We start from the raw sequence: 17,154 nt of genomic DNA on the forward strand, positions 1-17,154 counted from the left end.
CATGCTCCCCGCTTCGGGTGGATTCTGTGCTGGTTAGCCTCGAAAGATCACTCTGCGAAGTCAAGAGCGCACAGGTAAGCGTGAAACCAGGAATCTTTCCCGTTTTTCCCGCATTGTCTGGCTGCTGGGTGCGTCCCGCACATGCGGTACTACTACCGTCGCGGACATGTACGCGATCGCGATCCGAGAGCCGGGCGAACCGGACGTGTTGGAATGGACCGAGCATCCCGACCCGCGGCCGGGTCCGGGCGAGGTGCTCATCGAGGTCGTGGCCAGCGCGGTCAACCGCGCGGATCTGCACCAGCGGCAGGGAAACTACCCGCCGCCGAAGGGCGCGAGCCCCATCCTCGGGCTGGAGTGCTCCGGAACCATCGCCGAACTCGGCGAGGGTGTCGAGGGCTGGCAGGTCGGCGACGAGGTGTGCGCGCTGCTCGCCGGCGGAGGTTACGCCGAACGAGTGGTGGTCCCGGCGGCGCAGGTACTGCCGAAACCCGTTGGGGTGGACCTGGTCGAGGCGGCCGGGCTGCCCGAGGTCTGCTGCACCGTGTGGTCCAACGTGGTCATGGAGGCCGGGCTCCGCAGTGGACAGCTGCTGCTGGTGCACGGCGGCTCCGGCGGCATCGGGACGTGCGCGATCCAGGTCGGCCGGGCGCTGGGCGCGCGGGTCGCCACCACCGCCGGGTCGGAGGCGAGCCGCCGGCTGTGCCGCGACCTCGGCGCGGACCCGGTGATCAGCTACCGGGACGAGGACTTCGTCGCGGTGGTCAAGGAACTGGGCGGCGCGGACGTCATCCTGGACAACATGGGGGCGTCCTATCTGGACCGGAACCTGTCCGCGCTGGCCCCGGACGGGCATCTGGCGATCATCGGCATGCAGGGCGGCCGCAGAGCCGAGCTGGACCTGGGCAAGATGCTGGTCAAGCGGCTGCGGGTGTCGGTGCTCGGGCTACGTGGGCGGCCGGTGGAGGGCCCGCACGGTAAGGCGGCGATCGTCGCCGACGTGCGGCAGCGCCTGTGGCCGCTGATCGAGTCGGGCCAGGTGCGGACCCTGGTACACGACCGGGTGCCGATGCGCGAGGCGGCGCGGGCGCACGCGATGCTCGAAGCGGGCGACGTGCGCGGCAAGATCCTCCTGGTTCGCTGACCAGCACCGGCGTCCGGGGGACTCCTCGGGTGACGGAGCCCGGCCTACCCGGCTGCGCTCCGTCACCGCACCACCGCGGTGCGCGCGCATTCCGACCAGGTTTCCGAGGACGTCAGCCGAGTTCGGCGACGGCGCGGATGAGCTGGTCCACTTCGGAGGCGTTGGTGTAGTGGGCCAGGCCCACGCGGACCGCTCCCCCCACCTCGCCGACGCCCAGGACCGCGAAGACGCCGTGCGTGCCGGGGTCGGCGAAGGCGCACACCCCGCGCTCCGCGAGGTGCTCGACGGCGTCCACCGCCTTCACCCCGTTCACCGTGAACGCCATGGACGGCACCCGGCGCATCGCGTCGCCGATCACCATCACGTGCCGCATCCGGCGCAGCCCGTTCGTCAGGTTCGCCAGCAAACCGGCCTGGTACGACTTTACCGAACCCAGCGAGGTCAGCAGCCGCTCGCGGCGCGGCCCCACGGCCGCGTCGTCCAGCCCGGCCAGGTAGTCCACCGACGCGACCAGCCCCGCCAGCAGCGGGTAGGCGTGCGGGCCCAGCTCCAGCCGCTCCGGACCCCGGGCACCTGGCTCCAGCGCCACCGACGGCAGCTGGTCGAGCATCGCCGGGTTCCGGAACACCAGGGCTCCCACGGGCGGCCCGCCCCAGGCCGAGGCGTTCACCGCCACCACGTCGGCGCCCATCGCGGTGATGTCCAGCGGCACGAACGGCGCGGCGGCCGCGGCGTCGACCACCACCAGCGCGCCGTGCTCGGCCGCCGCCTCGGCGGCCGCCCGGACGTCCGGGCGGGTGCCGACCGCCCCGGACGCGGCGGTGAGCGCGACGACCTTGGTGCGCGGCGTCACCAGCTCCTGGTACTGCCAGGTCGGCAGCTCGCAGGTCTCGATGTCGACCTCGGCCCAGCGCACGGTGCCGCCGGAGCGCTGCGCGGCGCGCTGCCACGGCGCGACGTTGGACGGGTGGTCCAGCCGGGAGACGACCACGTCGTCCCCGATCATCCAGCCGTCGCCGAGCGCGTCGGCAAGCCGTTGCAGCAGCACGGCCGAGTTGGGGCCGAGCACCACCCCGGCCGGGCTGGCACCCACCAGATCTGCGATAGCGCGCCGGGCGGCCTCCACGATCGCCTCGGCGCGCTGCGACGCGGGGAAGATCCCGCCCGGCCCGGAGACGGGGGCCCGCAGCGCCGTGGAGGCCGCAGTCGCCACTTGTTCAGGTACCTGCATGCCTGCCGGAGCGTCCAGGTGCACCCACCCGTCGCCGAGCGCGGGGAAGAGCCCGCGAACCGCCGCGACGTCGAACGCCATGCCTGACACCGTACGGACAACCCGTCTGGATCTCGCTGCCGGGTGTTCGATATCGCATCATTCCGCCGCCTCCGGACCGCACGGAACGTACCGGCAGGTGGGTTGACGTACACCATCGCGCGGTACCGTCAGTCGAGCGGTGAAGCCGCTGGCCACCAGGCGCGCACAGCGACCACGCACGGTGACCGCGCTGGGCGATACGCAGTACCCGTGAGCCAGGATGGAGACATGACCCACGATCCGAGTGAGGGCAGGCCGCAGGTGTTCGTGGTCGGTGAGGACGGCAAGCCGATCGGGGCCGCCTCGGGCGCCGAGGAGCAGGCGGAGCGCGGCGAGGACATCAACGACCTGGTCGAGCAGCCGGCCAAGGTGATGCGCATCGGCACGATGATCAAGCAGCTGCTGGAGGAGGTCCGCGCGGCGCCGCTGGACGAGGCCAGCCGCACCCGTCTGAAGGAGATCCACCAGTCGTCGATCCGTGAGCTGGAGCAGGGCCTGGCCCCGGAGCTCGTCGAGGAGCTGGAGCGGCTGTCCCTGCCGTTCGCCCAGGAGTCCACGCCCTCGGAGGCGGAGCTGCGGATCGCCCAGGCCCAGCTGGTGGGCTGGCTGGAGGGCCTGTTCCACGGCCTGCAGACGGCCCTGTTCGCCCAGCAGATGGCGGCCCGCGCCCAGCTGGAACAGATGCGCCGGGGACTCCCGATGGGTACCAGCGGCGAAGCCGACCACGGCCACGGCCGAGGCACCGGCCAGTACCTGTGACGTTCGGTGGGCATGGGCGCGCTCGACGCCTCCGCAGGGGCGACGCCATCGAGTGATGCCCAGCCCTGGGCCACGGATGGGCGATCGGTACTCTGACGCACTGTGCAGGCCACAAGCACGGTAGACAGCCCCCCAACGCCCACCGATATCTCGTCGCGGTCCTGGCGCAGGGCGTTTAAGGACATCCACGACGGGCTGCGGCAGCGGCAGCTGTGGGCGCACCTCGGCTGGCAGGACATCAAGCAGCGTTACCGGCGATCGGTGCTCGGACCGCTGTGGATCACCATCGGCATGGGCGTGACCGCCGGTGGCCTCGGTCTGATGTACTCCACGATCTTCGGGCAGGACCCGGGCAAGTACGTGCCGTACATGACCGTCGGGTTCATGATCTGGTACTTCATCCAGGGCTGCCTGCTGTCCGGCACCGAGGTGTTCATCCACAACGAGGGCCTGATCAAGCAGCTCCCTGCGCCGATCAGCGTGCACGTGCTGCGCACGGTGTGGCGGGAGTTCCTGCTCTTCCTGCACAACCTCGTCATCTACCTGCTGATCCTGGCGATCTTCCAGCCGCCGGTGTCGTGGACGGTGATCACCGCGGTCCCGGCCATCTTCCTGCTGCTGCTCAACGGTGGCTGGGTGGTCCTGCTGTTCGGCGTCGCGAGCACCCGGTTCCGGGACATCCCGCCGGTCATCAACAGCTTCATGCAGCTGCTGTTCTTCATGTCGCCGATCGTCTGGCCGATCGACGTGCTGGAGCAGAACGCCGGGCCGCGCGCGTGGCTGGCCCAGCTCAACCCGATCTATCACTTCGTGGAGATCGCGCGGGCGCCCATGCTCGGCACCAACCAGTCCTGGCACCACTGGGTGGTCGTGGTGGCCTTCACCGTGGGTGGCTGGCTCGTGGCGCTGCTGGTCCTGCGCAACTACCGCGCACGCGTCCCCTACTGGGTCTGATCGGGAGCTGAGGAACTGTGGTCAGCATCGACGTCTGGAACGCCGCGGTCGACTTCCCGATCTTCGACGCGAAGTCGCGATCGCTGAAGAAGGCCGTGCTCGGCAAGGCCGGGGGCAAGATCGGCACCAACAGCCGGGTGCCGATCATCGAGGCCCTGCACGACATCAACCTCTCGCTGCGGCACGGCGACCGGGTGGCCCTGGTCGGTCACAACGGCGCGGGCAAGTCCACGCTGCTGCGTCTGCTCAGCGGCATCTACGAGCCGACCCGGGGCAGCGCCCGGGTGGTCGGCAAGGTCGCGCCGGTGTTCGACCTCGGCGTGGGCATGGACCCGGAGATCTCCGGCTACGAGAACATCATCATCCGTGGGCTGTTCCTCGGCATGACCCGCAAGGAGATGGAGAAGCGGGTCGACGAGATCGCCGAGTTCACCGAGCTCGGCGACTACCTGGCGATGCCGCTGCGCACCTACTCCACCGGTATGCGGGTGCGGCTGGCGCTGGGCGTGGTCACCTCCATCGACCCGGAGATCCTGATCCTCGACGAGGGCATCGGCGCCGTTGACGCGGAGTTTCTGGAGAAGGCCCGTGACCGGCTGCACGACCTGGTCCGGCGCTCGGGCATCCTGGTCTTCGCCTCGCACTCCGACGAGTTCCTGATCGAGCTGTGCAGCAGCGCCATCTGGATGGACAAGGGCGGCATCCGGGAGCAGGGGTCACTGCGCGAGGTCCTGACCCACTACAAGGGGTACGACCCCTTCGAGCACCTGAGTGAGGAAACCCTGGCCCGGATCGGCGAGTCCGCGGCCACGATCGGGAGCAAAGAAGGCGCATGAGCACCGACTCCGCACAGCAGCTTCCTGCCGGGTCCGTAGTCGCGGTGATCGTCACCAGGCACCGTCGCGAGCTGCTGGCCGAGTCCCTGAAGGTCATCGCGAGCCAGACCCGGGTGCCCGACCACCTGGTGGTGGTGGACAACGGTCCGGACGAGCCGGCGGCCGATGTCGTGGCCGACTGCCCGGTGCCCTCGACGTACCTGCCGTCGCAGCGCAACCTCGGTGGCGCGGGCGGGTTCGCGCTGGGCATGCTGACCGCGCTGTCGCTGGGCGCGGAGTGGGTGTGGCTGGGCGACGACGACGGCCGCCCGGCCGACGAGCACGCGCTGGAGACGCTGCTGGAGGTGGCCCGCAAGCGGCGGCTGGCCGCGGTGTCGCCGGTGGTGGTCAACATCGACGAGCCGGACCGGCTGGCGTTCCCGCTGCGCCGCGGCCTGACCTGGAAGCGGCGGGTCAGCGAGCTCGGCGTGGGCGACTTCCTGCCAGGTATCGCGTCGCTGTTCAACGGGGCGCTGTTCCGGGCGAGCACGCTGGACGTGGTGGGCGTGCCGGACTACCGGTTGTTCTTCCGCGGCGACGAGGTGGAGATCCACCGGCGGGTGGTGCGCTCCGGGCTGCCGTTCGGCACCACGCTGCGCACCCGGTTCCTGCACCCGGACGGTTCGGCGGAGTTCAAGCCGATGCTGGGCGGCCGGTTCCACGCGCAGGACCCGTCGGACGCGGTGAAGCGCTACTACACCTACCGCAACCGCGGCTACCTGCTGTCGCAACCGGGCATGCGCCGGATCGGCGCCCTGGAGGTCCTGCGGTTCGGGTTGTACTTCATGGGGCAGCGGCGCGATCCGAAGGCGTTCCGGGAGTGGCTGCGGCTGGTGCGCCAGGGGCAGCAGGAGAAGTTCTTCCGGCGCTGACCGGACCGCGCGGGGATCGCCACCCGCGGTCTCCGCGCAGTCGATCCGGCCGGAATCGGATGCCGCCGAATTGGTCACCGCGGGGTCACGGAATACTGAGAACGGCCTGAGAGCAACCTGAGTTCGCAGCTCACGGCGTTGGCCAGGGTGGCCATTCGCACACCCGCGGAATGCCGCGAAAAGGCCCGGACCAGCGACTACTATTCTCCACCCGTGCTCAGTGGCCAGGAAGAAAGCCGCCGAACGGACGATGCTTCGGCGCACGCCGAGATCAACCGCCCGCAGCAGTCGGCCAGGCGCCTGAAGCTTTTCGCGACGGTCCTCGGTCTGCTCGGCACGGTGTTCGCGCTGGCGGTGCCGTTCCTCCCGGTCAACTACAACATCACCACGCTGAAGTGGCCGACCGCCGAAGGCACCAAATCGGTGTCCGCGCCGCTGGTCAGCTACTCGCCGGTCTGGTTGACCGCCTCGGTGCCGTGCGCCTCGGCGCGCAGCCTCGACGCCCGCACCAACGGCCCGGGCATCCTGCTGAGCACGAACCCGCCGTCGTCGGACTACGGCAACCTGACCGGTCTGGTGCTGCAGGTCGACAACGGCCACCTGACCCTGCTCACCAAGGGCCAGCAGGTGGGCACCGTGCCGCTGCCTGCCGGGGACTGCTCGATCGCGCTGCACTCCGACGCCTACGGCACCACGGCCAGCGTCGGTGACGAGTCGCTGGCGAACCTGCGCGGCGACCAGCGCCCGCAGCTGACCGGGATCTACTCCAGCCTCGACGACGCCATCGACGACGTGCGCGGCCTGTCCTTCCAGGCCCGCGTCGACAACCGCTACGAGAGCACCGCCACCGCCGTGAAGGTCGTGGTGATGGTTCTGGCGGTGCTGGCGTTCATCGGTTCCGTGGTGTGCCTGCGGCGGCTGGATGTGCGGGCCGGTCGCCGCCCGCCGAAGCTCGTCCCGCGCGGCTGGTGGAAGCCGACGTTCCGGGACGTGTCGGTGATCGGCGCGCTGCTGGTCTGGTGGGTCATCGGCGCGATGACCTCGGACGACGGCTACATCCTGACCATCGCGCGGGCGCGCGAGAGCTTCGGCTACATCAGCAACTACTACCGCTGGTTCGGCGTGCCCGAGGCGCCGTTCGGCTGGTTCTACGAGCTGTACTCGGGGTGGGTGCAGATCTCCACGGCCACCCCGTGGGTGCGGTTGCCCGCGCTGCTGATGGGCATCGTCAGCTGGCTGCTGATCAGCCGCGAGGTGCTGCCCCGGCTCGGCCAGCAGGTGCGGCGCAGCAACGCCGCCGGCTGGGCCGCTGCCGCCGTGTTCCTGGCGTTCTGGCTGCCCTACAACAACGGCCTGCGCCCGGAGCCGGTCGTGGTGCTGTTCTCGCTGCTCGCGCTGTGCGCCGTGGAGCGGGCGGTGGCCACCGGGCGGCTGATGCCCGCCGCGCTGGGCCTGGTCGTGGCGGCGCTGTCGGTCGGCGCGAACCCGCACGGCATGGTGTCGGTGCTGCCGTTCATCGCCGCGCTCAAGCCGCTGTACCGGCTGGTGCGCAAACGGGCGAGCGAGTTCGGGTGGCTGCCGGTGCTGGCCCCGATCTCCGCGTCCGGGTTCGTGATCCTGACGCTGGTGTTTTCTGACCAGACCTGGCAGTCGGTCATCGACGCCACCGAGCTGCGCACCGACCTCGGCCCCAGCCAGAGCTGGTACGAGGAGCTCAGCCGCTACAACCTGCTGTTCAGCCCCACCCCGGACGGCTCGATGACGCGGCGCTTCCCGGTGATGCTGGTGCTGCTGTGTCTGGCCACCTGCGCGGTGGTGCTGCTGCGGCGCGCCCGCATCCGCGGCGCGGCGCTCGGCCCGAGCCGGCGGCTGCTCGCGGTGACCGCGCTGTCCTTCGGCGTGCTGGTGCTGACCCCCACCAAGTGGTCCCACCACTTCGGCATCTTCGCCGCGTTCGGCGGCGCGCTGGCGGCGCTGACCGCGTTGGCCACCAGCAGCACGGTGCTGCGCTCCAAGCGCAACCGCGCGGCGTTCTTCGCGATGCTGATGGTGATTCTGGCGTTCGCCGCCACCGGTCCCAACGCCTGGTGGTACGTCTCCGGCTGGGGTGTGCCGTGGTTCAACATGCCGCCGCAGCTGGGCGGCCACCACCTGAGCACCGGGTTTTTGATCATCGCGGCGATCGCGTTGATCGTGGCGTTCATCGAGCACCTGCGCATCGACGAGAACAACCCGAAGGTCGTCGACGAGCGCTTCGGGCGGCAGGAGAAGCGCAGCCGGGCGCTGCGGCTGGGTACCGCTCCGCTGTCGATCCTGTGCGCGCTGCTGGTGCTGTTCGAACTGGCGAACTTCGGCAAGGTCATCCAGAAGCAGTGGGGCAGCTACAGCCTCGGCGCGGACAACATCAAGCAGATCGTCGGCTCCAGCTGCGGTCTGTCGGACTACATCTACGTCGAGACCAACCCGCAGGTCGGCATGCTGCGGGTGTCGGCGGAGCAGCCGAGCAAGGCGGCGCCGTCCGAGGATCCCAACATCGGCATCCCGCCGAAGCGGCTGCGCGGCAAGGAGGACGCCGACCAGTACATGCGGGCCAAGATGGTTGGCTTCAACCGGCCCGGCCTGCCGCCCGGCGACGGCTCCGACCCGCAGGAACCGGACTGGAAGCCGCCGCACCAGTTCGGCAACGACAACGCGCCGGTGTGGGGCAGCTACGACGAGGCCGGCATCGGCACCGGTGAACTGCGCACCCAGTGGTACGACCTGCCGGAGCGGGCGAAGACCGGCGAGGTGCCGGTGGTGATCTCGCTGGCCGGCGCGGAGCTGGGCGCGAACTCGATCGCCCTGGAGTTCGGTCACGACACCGACCACGGGTTCCTCATCACCGAGCGCAAGTACGTGGTGCAGGGCCCCGGGCCGGCCTGGCGCGACTTCCGGTTCACCGTCGGCGGCAAGTCCGAGGGCGCCACGAAGGTGCGCGTGGTGGCGGTGGACAACTCGCTCGGCCCCAACGGCTGGGTGGCGGTCAGCGCACCGCGCGCCCCGCAGCTGGTGAACATGACGGACTTCGTCGGGGACCAGCCGACGTTCGTGGAGTGGACGACCGCGCTGGTGCACCCGTGCCTGCAGATCCCGGGCGTGCACAACGGCATCGCGGAGATTCCGAAGTTCCGGGTGGCGGCCGGTGCGGAGGTGCGCGAGATCGGGCAGGGCTGGTCGTCGCCGGACGCGGGCGGGCCGTTCGGTTGGCTCAACGTGGCGACCAGCATGCGTGAGCTGCCGACGTACCTGAAGAACAACATCCACCGCGACTGGGGTTCGCTGTACGCGGTGGACCCGTACGAGCCGGACGCCCTGCCCGCGCAGGCGGCGATGGACGTGCACACCGAAACGCACTGGGGAACCTGGACCCCGGGTCCGCTGTCCAAGACGGTCCAGTTGCCGGGCGACGTGCCCAGCAGCGACGACCGCAACGACGTCAAGGGCTTCGACGTGGAGGAAGAACAACCCGAACAGTAACCCCCACCCGGGAGGCGCCCTCCGACTTCCGGCAAACCCGGAAGGCGCCACCCAAGTTTCGGCGAACCTGGGAATCCCCCCGGCACCCACGTTTCGTGGCGGGGGTTGGTACGCGGTGAGCGAAAGGGGCTGGTGGGGGTGGGCGGTGGGGTCCGCTGAGGGTGAAACCGGGTGTCGGTGGGGCTCCGGGCGTGGTGTGTTGGGGATGCGGGAGTCAGTGCTCGCCCGCGTTGGGGGCGGGAGCTGGTGCCCGCACGCAAGGAACCCGAGACCCGTCCTGGCGTTGGGGCGGCCGACCGTGGGAGATCTCATGCCCGACACGCGACCCGGATTGGTGCTGCACCTGGCTGGGGTCAGCCAGCCGCTGCACGTGGCCCTCGACAACGCCGAGGCCGACGCGCTGCGCGACGTGCTGGCCGACCTGATGGCCAACGGCCAGACCAAGGCGCTCACCACCGCCGACGGCGGGAGCTTCGCGGTGAACTTCGCGCACGTGGCGACCGCGCACATCGAGACCACGCGCTCGGACGCGAACGCCTACGGCGCGCCGGCCCGCGGCACCGGCTTCGGCCGCAACTGACCGGCGGGTGAGGGACACCGGTCACCGAGGAACGCCGGTGTCGGTGCCCCTTCCCGGCGCACGCCTCGCGCGATGCCGGCTCACACCACTCCAGCGTGACACGGATCCTCCGACGGGTGATGGTCGTGACACGCGGGAGTGTCACCTGGTCAGTCGCGGAAAATCAGAACCCTGAGCATGATGAAGTTGATCAGGGTGCCGAGGCCCTGCGCGATGACCCAGAACAGTGTGAACTGCCACGGCTCCTGCGCGTCGAACACCACGCACAACACCTGGTTCGAGCCCATGTTCACGAAGAACGTGATGGTGTAGAGCAGGGCGAACGCGCCCGCCTTGGCCTTGGTGTTGCCGGTGTTCGCGCCGCTGAAGGTGAACTTCCGGTTGATCAGGTACGACGCCGTGGTGCCGAAGATGAACGAGATCGACTTCGACAACCACACCGGCCAGCCGAGGACGCCCAGCAGCAGCGAGTAGGTGCCGAAGTCGATGACAGCGCAGCCACCACCGATGACGATGAAGCGGAACAGCTGGTTGAAGACGCCCAGGCGCTTCGGTTCTGCGGGGGCTGCGGATTCGGCCACGGCCACTGGTTCACCTCGAAGCTCGACGACAGGGCCACCGGGGACGCGCGGGTGCCGCCACCGCGAACCGACCACGCACACGTCCCGAGCGAGTGTAGCGACGACCCGCCGCACACCGCCGAGGACCGCACGCACCCGCCCGTGTTGGCCCCGTCCGCGCAGATAGACTCGGCTGGGTGGGATCGGTAAAGGACGAGCTTCAGACGCTGACCGGCTGGGGGCGCACCGCGCCCACCAGGGCGCACGTCGTGAGCACCCCGGACGTCGAGGCGATCGCCAGGGCGGTCCGTGAGGCCGGTGAGCGCGGCGTCATCGCGCGCGGTCTGGGCCGCAGCTACGGCGACCCGTCGCAGAACGCGGGCGGCACGGTCATCGACATGACCGCTCTCAACCGGGTGCACCGCATCGACGTCGACGAGGCGACCGTGGTCGTGGACGCCGGCGTGTCCCTGGACACGCTGATGCGCCGGCTGCTGCCGTACGGGCTGTGGATCCCGGTGCTGCCGGGCACCCGGCAGGTCACCATCGGTGGCGCGATCGGCTCGGACATCCACGGCAAGAACCACCACTCGCAGGGCTCGTTCGGCAGCCACGTGCTGTCGCTGGATCTGCTCACCGCGGACGGCGAGATCCGCACGCTCACGCCGGACGGCGAGGACGCCGAGCTGTTCTGGGCGACCGTGGGCGGCATGGGCCTGACCGGCATCATCCTGAACGCGACGATCAGGCTCAAGCGCGTGGAGACCGCATACTTCCTGGTCGACAACGTGCAGACGAAGAACCTGGACGAGCTGATCGAGCATTTCACCGACGGTTCGGACGACAACTACGTCTACTCGGTCGCCTGGTTCGACTCGCTGGCCCGCGGCGACCAGATGGGTCGCGCGCTGCTGACCCGCGGCAACTCCGCGAAACTGGAGGACCTGCCGAAGAAGCTGCGCAAGGACCCACTGAAGTTCAACGCGCCGCAGCTGATGACCGCCCCACCGATCTTCCCCAACGGCCTGGTGAACAAGTTCACCATCACCGCCTTCAACGAGCTCTGGTACCGCAAGGCGCCGACGCGGTACGGGCTGGTGCAGAACATCACCCAGTTCTTCCACCCGCTGGATCTGGTCGGCGAGTGGAACCGGGTGTACGGCCCGAACGGTTTCCTGCAGTACCAGTTCATGGTGCCCTTCGGGCAGGAGGCGATGTTCCGCCGGTCCATCGACAGGATCAGCTCGTCCGGTCACGTGTCGTTCCTCAACGTGCTCAAGACGTTCGGCCCGGGCAACCAGGCGCCGATGTCGTTCCCGCGCGAGGGGTGGACGCTCACCGTCGACATCCCGATCACGCCCGGCCTGGACCGGTTGTGCACCGAGCTGGACGAGATGGTGCTGGAGGCGGGCGGCCGCCTGTATCTGGCCAAGGAGTCGCGCACCACGCCAGAGATGATCGAGCGGATGTACCCGCGGATCGAGGAGTGGCGCAAGATCCGCGCGACGGTCGACCCGGAGGGCGTGTTCCGCTCCGACCTGTCCCGGAGGCTGAGCCTGTGACCATCACCGTGAAGACCCTGACCGGCTGGGCACGCACCGCGCCAACCCGTGCCCGGGTGCTCAGCACCCCCGATGTGGACGCGATCGCGGAGGCGGTGCGCACCGCCGACGAGCGCGGCGTCATCGCCCGCGGCCTGGGCCGCAGCTACGGCGACACGGCGCAGAACGCGGGTGGCGTGGTCATCGACATGACGCCGCTGAACCGCATCCACCGCATCGACCCGGACACGGCGGTCGTGGACGTGGACGCCGGGGTGAGCCTGGACCAGCTGATGAAGGCCGCGCTGCCGCACGGCCTGTGGGTTCCGGTGCTGCCGGGCACCCGGCAGGTCACCGTGGGCGGCGCGATCGCCAACGACATCCACGGCAAGAACCACCACAGCGAGGGCAGTTTCGGCAACCACGTGCTGTCGATGGACCTGCTCACCGCGGACGGCCAGGTCCGCGAGATCACCCCGGACGGCCCGGAGTCGGAGCTGTTCTGGGCGACCGTCGGTGGCATCGGCCTGACCGGCATCATCCTGCGCGCCCGGGTCCGGATGATCCGGACCGAGACGGCGTACTTCGTCGCGGACCTGGACCGCACGGACAACCTGGACGAGACGATCGAGCTGTTCAAGAACTCCGACGACAACTACACGTACTCGTCGGCGTGGTTTGACTCGATCTCCACCGGTCCGCGGCTGGGCCGGGCCGCGTTCGGCCGCGGCTCGCTGGCCACAGTGGACCAGCTGCCGCCGAAGTTGCAGGCCGATCCGTTGAAGTTCGACGCGCCGCAGTTGGCGACGCTGCCGGACATCTTCCCGAACGGGCTGGCGAACAAGCTGACGTTCAGCGCGATCGGCGAGCTGTACTACCGGAAGACGCCCAAGAAGGCGCACGGCAGGATCCAGAATCTGACGCAGTTCTACCACATTCTGGATCTGTTCGGGGAGTGGAACCGCGCCTACGGGTCGAAGGGTTTCCTGCAGTACCAGTTCATCGTGCCGCTGGCCGCGGAGGACGAGTTCCGCCGTATCGTGCGGCGCATCGCGGAGTCCGGCCACGTCTCGTTCCTGAACGTGATCAAGAAGTTCGGTGCGGGCAACCAGGCGCCGCTGTCGTTCCCGATGCCGGGCTGGAACATCTGTGTGGACTTCCCGATCAAGCGCGGGCTCGGCGAGTTCTGCCGGGAACTGGACGCACGCGTGCTGGAGATGGGCGGTCGGCTGTACACCGCGAAGGACTCGCGGACCACGGCGGAGACGTTCCACCGGATGTACCCGCGAGTCGACGAGTTCCGCAAGATTCGCCAATCCGTTGACCCCGAAGGCATTTTCGCCTCAGACATGAGCCGGAGGCTTGAGCTGTGATCGACGCCGTTGGAAACCCGCAGTCCTTGCTCGTCCTCGGCGGGACCTCCGACATCGCGCTGGCGACCGCCGAGAAGTACGCGGCACAGCGCCCGCTGCGGATCGTGCTCGCCGCTCGCCCGTCGGAGCGGCTGGACGCCGCGGCCGAGCGGCTGCGCAGGACCGGCAGCACCGTGACGACGGTGCCGTTCGACGCACGCAAGCCGGAGACGCACGGCGAGGTGATCGAGAAGGCGTTCGCCGAGGGCGACGTGGACGTCACGCTGGTGGCGTTCGGCATCCAGGGCGACAACGAGCAGGGCTGGACGGATGTCGAGGCCGCTCGCGAGGTCGCCGAGGTGAACTATGTGGCGCCGATGACGCTGGGCGTGCGGCTGGCCGAGCGGCTGCGCAAGCAGGGCCACGGCCGCCTGGTGGCGATCTCGTCGCCGGCCGCCGAGCGGGCCCGCCGCTCGAACTTCGTGTACGGCTCGTCGAAGGCCGGGATGGACGCGTTCTACACGGGGCTGACCTACGCGCTGGCCGACTCCGGGGTGAAGGTCACCGTGGTGCGGCCGAACTTCGTGCACACCAAGCTGACGCAGGGCATGAAGCCCGCGCCGATGGCGCAGACGCCGGAGCAGGTCGCCGAGGTGATCGTGGACGCGGTGCGCCGGGGCAAGGAGCAGGTGTGGGCGCCGGCGCAGATGCGCTGGGTGATGATGGTGCTGCGGCACCTGCCGCGGGTCATCTTCCGCCGCCTGCCGTTCTGATCGGCTTTCCAAGTCGGGCCGCCGGGGCGATAACTCCGGCGGCCCGCACGGTTCAGGACACGACGAAGCTCGGGCCCGGGATGCCGCGGACCTCGGCGCCGCGCTGGCCGTTGTAGATGGCCGAGCCCAGGTAGCGGTCCCCGGTGTAGACGTCGAACTGCTCGTTGGTGGTGCCGCGGAGCCGGTGTGTCACGCAGGTCACCTTGCCGGGGACCTTGCCGGTGGTGATGGTGAGGCCCCCGCGGCCCGGGAACGTCACCCTGAGCGGGAAGTCCTGACCGCTGCAGATCGTCAGGTGTTGGGGGGTGGCGGCGGCCTGCGCGGACCCGGCGAAGGCCAGCGTGGCCGCCACGCCCACCGCGCCGATCGTCCCCGCCGCCTTGGCGATCCGGCCCTTCAGCGCCTTACGCATCTCGTTCATTCCTTTCGGCCGTGTGGTCTTACGGACGGACATCGTCTTTGGTACGCGGCGTTATGCCGCGTGTCCGCTCCATCGGGCCGTTCGGGGTAGAGGTGGGTCTGATTCCTGCCCGAAAGTCCGCCGCTGCACAATTCGGGGCAACTTCGCCGTTCCCAGCAACGTTCGGGGGCGCTGCGGCGATCAGAGTGGTGAGGACGTCGGTTCCGGCGTGTGACTTCCCGCAGCGCTACGCGCCCAAGGAAGCACGGATGCCTGGTGAAGTGGGGTTCTCCGGGTGTCCGTGGTCCGTGGGTCCTCCTCCTGCCCAGTTCGTTCGGGAGGACCCACGGAAATCCGGACGAATGCTGTTGCTTCCCGCGAAGCGGGGTTCATCGCACGAACGGGCGATCCACGAGTGCAGGGACCAACGAGAGGATGCTCGGATGGACCACAACTTTTCGGGCACGACGTGGCACAAATCCAGCTACAGCAATGCTTACGGCGGCGACTGCGTGGAAGTCACCTTGACGCCCACGGCAGTCGGTGTCCGGGACAGCAAGAACCGACAGGGAGGCATACTGGTCTTCAGTCGTGACCAGTGGCGCGCCTTCCTCGGCAGCCGCAGGACTTACCGCAGTGCTGCTGGGGGATAACAGACGTCCATCGGTAGCGGGAAGCGTCGGCGGCCTTGGCCGCCGTGTTCGACGATGGCCGTGGCTATGCGGTGGCAGAGCATGTCGACGTTGACCATGCGATGTCGGCCGGTGTCCGGATCCTCGTCCGGCCACACGATGTCCTCCGGCTCCGCGATGTCCTGCTGCGCGGCGATCACCTCGCGGAGCCGCCAGACGTCCACGGTGCCGGGCCCGGCATGCGCGTGCTGCCCGTTTCCGCCGCGCAACGGCATCACCCCCACCAATGCTGCGAAAACCACGAGTGCAGCAAGGAAAATCCACACCGCTCCGGTCATTTCTTACTCCTCCGATCCCTCTCGTCGCGCAGTTGCCGCGCCTTGTCCATGCACGTCGGGCACGTCGGATCCAACCAGTCCACTTCGGACGGATCAGTGAGCGTGATGGTGCTGCCGCACACGGTTTCCCGCGTCTGACCCGCACGAGGGAGTTCCGGCGGCCACAACGCGTGCCGCAAACCGCCGTGCGGCCGCCAGTACACCACAGGTCCAAGCGACGACATCGGCAACATCCCAGCCTCCCAAAGGGAAAATCATTCGGAAAGGGCGGCGGCCCGGTCGGGGGAAGGGGTTGCGAAATCTCGGGCCGCCACCTAGATCAACAGTAGAGGCTGTAGTTTCCCGAACGCATTTACACAGTAGGGTGATCATTGTTGCCACCTTGCAGGAAACTGCCGAAAAATTGGTACTTGCAGGGAAACCAAATCCGAAAGGCCCTCTCCCATGCCGATAACCACTCCTCCTGTCGCACGAATCCAACTCGGCCAACTGCTGCGCAAGCTGCGGGAGCAAGCTGGGAAGACGCAGGAAGCGGCGGCCGAGGCCCTCGAATGCCAGAAACCGCGCATCAGCAAGATCGAGACCGGCAAGGCCACGATCAGCGCCGGTGACGTCCGCTTGCTGATCGACCTCTACGGCGCGGACGAGGCCACCGGCCAGACGGTCGTCCAACTCGCCCGTGAAGCCCGCAAGCGCGCCACGGCGCGCATCCCGGACTGGGCCCAGCGCTACGTGGCGCTGGAAACCATCGCGTCAGCGATGCAGGTCTACGAACCCGAACTCGTCCCAGGACTGCTCCAGACGGAGGACTACGCCCGAGCCATCACCCGCGCGACAGATCCAACGCCGACCGAAGAGGAAGTCGAACGGCTCGTGGTCACGCGTATGGAACGAACCGCTCGCATCCACAGCGGCAACCCATTGCACCTCTCAGTTGTGCTGAACGAGGCAGTTCTCCGTCGTCCGGTCGGCGGTGCCAAGGTCATGGCGGACCAACTTCGCTACCTCCGCGAGGCGACTGAACTGCCGAATGTCACGCTGCAAGTCCTGCCCTTCAGCGCAGGCGCGCACGTCGCAATGGGGTCGTCCTTCTACATCCTCGAAATCGAGCATCCTGCGAAGGCAACCGTCGTCTACGTCGAATGCCTGACCAGCGGCGACTACGTCGACAACGCTGCTCAGATCGAGCGATTCGTGTCTGCCTTCAAACAGCTTCAGGTTTCCTCTTCCAAGGAAACCGAAACTGCCGCTACACTCGAACGGGCGATGAGAGACCTCACCTGACGAGGGAGGCGCGCAGTGCAGGACTACGACTTATCGCGTGCAGCGTGGCGCAAATCCAGCCGAAGCAACGGCTACGGCGGAGCCTGTGTAGAAGTAGCGGTGATGCCTGAAGTCATCGGCGTACGCGACAGCAAAGACCGAGACGGCGGCACCCTGACCTTCGGTCCTGAGCAGTGGCGCGCCTTCCTCAACAAACTCAACGACAGCATGTGAGCTGCTGGGTGAGGGCCCTTCACCAAGATACTTGGCGAAGGGCCCTCAC

At 68.6% G+C, this 17,154-nt stretch carries 18 protein-coding genes; 13 read left to right on the top strand and 5 right to left on the bottom strand.

The features are described 5' to 3' along the window. Window positions 1–166: 166 nt before the first annotated feature. Window positions 167–1,144, top strand: a complete 978-nt coding sequence (locus IEY17_RS09245) for an NAD(P)H-quinone oxidoreductase (RefSeq protein ID WP_188986906.1) — start codon at window positions 167–169, stop codon at window positions 1,142–1,144. A 112-nt stretch (window positions 1,145–1,256) separates the two neighbouring features. Here the strand turns inward: IEY17_RS09245 and IEY17_RS09250 are convergent, their stop codons facing one another. Continuing rightward, window positions 1,257–2,456, bottom strand: coding sequence for a cysteine desulfurase-like protein (locus IEY17_RS09250; protein WP_188986907.1), 1,200 nt, complete (start codon window positions 2,454–2,456; stop codon window positions 1,257–1,259). 228 nt (window positions 2,457–2,684) lie between these two features. On the opposite strand from IEY17_RS09250, the gene IEY17_RS09255 reads away from it, so the two are divergent. From IEY17_RS09255 to IEY17_RS09280, 6 genes are all read left to right on the top strand, one after another. Continuing rightward, a complete protein-coding gene (locus IEY17_RS09255) occupies window positions 2,685–3,215 on the top strand; it encodes a bacterial proteasome activator family protein (protein WP_188986908.1) in 531 nt (176 codons plus the stop codon). Window positions 3,216–3,317: 102 nt separating this feature from the next. Next, window positions 3,318–4,169, top strand: a complete 852-nt coding sequence (wzm, locus tag IEY17_RS09260) for a galactan export ABC transporter permease subunit Wzm/RfbD (RefSeq protein ID WP_188986909.1) — start codon at window positions 3,318–3,320, stop codon at window positions 4,167–4,169. 17 nt (window positions 4,170–4,186) lie between these two features. Then, window positions 4,187–5,005 carry a galactan export ABC transporter ATP-binding subunit Wzt/RfbE gene (gene wzt / locus IEY17_RS09265; protein ID WP_188986910.1) on the top strand — a complete coding sequence of 273 codons (819 nt, stop codon included), beginning with the start codon at window positions 4,187–4,189 and terminating at the stop codon, window positions 5,003–5,005. Next, a complete protein-coding gene (gene glfT1 / locus IEY17_RS09270; protein ID WP_188986911.1) occupies window positions 5,002–5,916 on the top strand; it encodes a galactofuranosyltransferase GlfT1 in 915 nt (304 codons plus the stop codon). Before wzt ends, glfT1 begins: the two co-directional genes overlap by 4 nt. Before the next feature lie 213 nt (window positions 5,917–6,129). Next, on the top strand, window positions 6,130–9,432 hold the full coding sequence (locus IEY17_RS09275) for an arabinosyltransferase domain-containing protein (RefSeq protein ID WP_188986912.1): 3,303 nt from the start codon (window positions 6,130–6,132) through the stop codon (window positions 9,430–9,432). A 310-nt stretch (window positions 9,433–9,742) separates the two neighbouring features. Further along, on the top strand, window positions 9,743–10,012 hold the full coding sequence (locus tag IEY17_RS09280) for a hypothetical protein (protein WP_188986913.1): 270 nt from the start codon (window positions 9,743–9,745) through the stop codon (window positions 10,010–10,012). A gap of 149 nt (window positions 10,013–10,161) precedes the next feature. Here IEY17_RS09280 and IEY17_RS09285 read toward each other — a convergent pair whose 3' ends face one another. Then, the gene (locus tag IEY17_RS09285) at window positions 10,162–10,593 is read right to left on the bottom strand and encodes a GtrA family protein (protein ID WP_308423967.1); all 432 of its coding nucleotides are present in this window, start codon (window positions 10,591–10,593) and stop codon (window positions 10,162–10,164) included. A 176-nt stretch (window positions 10,594–10,769) separates the two neighbouring features. Here IEY17_RS09285 and dprE1 (IEY17_RS09290) point away from each other — a divergent pair, with 176 nt between their 5' ends. From dprE1 (IEY17_RS09290) to dprE2, 3 genes are read left to right on the top strand one after another with little or no spacing between them, the layout of a single operon-like run. Further along, window positions 10,770–12,134 (top strand): decaprenylphosphoryl-beta-D-ribose oxidase, encoded by a 1,365-nt coding sequence (gene dprE1, locus IEY17_RS09290; RefSeq protein WP_188986915.1) that lies wholly within the window; start codon window positions 10,770–10,772, stop codon window positions 12,132–12,134. After that, on the top strand, window positions 12,131–13,486 hold the full coding sequence (gene dprE1, locus IEY17_RS09295) for a decaprenylphosphoryl-beta-D-ribose oxidase (protein ID WP_188986916.1): 1,356 nt from the start codon (window positions 12,131–12,133) through the stop codon (window positions 13,484–13,486). Before dprE1 (IEY17_RS09290) ends, dprE1 (IEY17_RS09295) begins: the two co-directional genes overlap by 4 nt. Further along, window positions 13,483–14,238: a decaprenylphospho-beta-D-erythro-pentofuranosid-2-ulose 2-reductase gene (gene dprE2 / locus IEY17_RS09300; RefSeq protein WP_188986917.1), complete on the top strand. Its 756-nt coding sequence runs from the start codon at window positions 13,483–13,485 to the stop codon at window positions 14,236–14,238. Before dprE1 (IEY17_RS09295) ends, dprE2 begins: the two co-directional genes overlap by 4 nt. 52 nt (window positions 14,239–14,290) lie before the next feature. Here dprE2 and IEY17_RS09305 read toward each other — a convergent pair whose 3' ends face one another. Continuing rightward, on the bottom strand, window positions 14,291–14,650 hold the full coding sequence (locus IEY17_RS09305; RefSeq protein WP_188986918.1) for a hypothetical protein: 360 nt from the start codon (window positions 14,648–14,650) through the stop codon (window positions 14,291–14,293). Between the two features lie 431 nt (window positions 14,651–15,081). Here IEY17_RS09305 and IEY17_RS09310 point away from each other — a divergent pair, with 431 nt between their 5' ends. Continuing rightward, complete coding sequence (locus IEY17_RS09310) at window positions 15,082–15,291, top strand: DUF397 domain-containing protein (protein WP_188986919.1); 210 nt, start codon at window positions 15,082–15,084, stop codon at window positions 15,289–15,291. On the opposite strand, the gene IEY17_RS09315 is transcribed toward IEY17_RS09310, so the two are convergent. Together IEY17_RS09315 and IEY17_RS26060 are read right to left on the bottom strand one after the other, a co-directional pair. Continuing rightward, window positions 15,267–15,608 (bottom strand): hypothetical protein, encoded by a 342-nt coding sequence (locus tag IEY17_RS09315; protein WP_188986920.1) that lies wholly within the window; start codon window positions 15,606–15,608, stop codon window positions 15,267–15,269. The genes IEY17_RS09310 and IEY17_RS09315 overlap by 25 nt on opposite strands. Then, entirely contained in the window at window positions 15,605–15,841 is a 237-nt protein-coding gene (locus IEY17_RS26060) for an HC3 family zinc finger protein (protein ID WP_373289861.1), read from the bottom strand. The genes IEY17_RS09315 and IEY17_RS26060 overlap by 4 nt, the downstream gene beginning before the upstream one ends. Before the next feature lie 211 nt (window positions 15,842–16,052). On the opposite strand from IEY17_RS26060, the gene IEY17_RS09325 reads away from it, so the two are divergent. Both IEY17_RS09325 and IEY17_RS09330 read left to right on the top strand, forming a co-directional pair. Further along, a complete protein-coding gene (locus tag IEY17_RS09325) occupies window positions 16,053–16,892 on the top strand; it encodes a helix-turn-helix domain-containing protein (protein WP_188986921.1) in 840 nt (279 codons plus the stop codon). 15 nt (window positions 16,893–16,907) lie between these two features. After that, window positions 16,908–17,105 (top strand): DUF397 domain-containing protein, encoded by a 198-nt coding sequence (locus tag IEY17_RS09330; RefSeq protein WP_188986922.1) that lies wholly within the window; start codon window positions 16,908–16,910, stop codon window positions 17,103–17,105. Window positions 17,106–17,154 lie beyond the last annotated feature (49 nt).

Source organism: Saccharopolyspora thermophila (genome assembly GCF_014646075.1).
Lineage (GTDB): Bacteria > Actinomycetota > Actinomycetes > Mycobacteriales > Pseudonocardiaceae > Saccharopolyspora > Saccharopolyspora thermophila.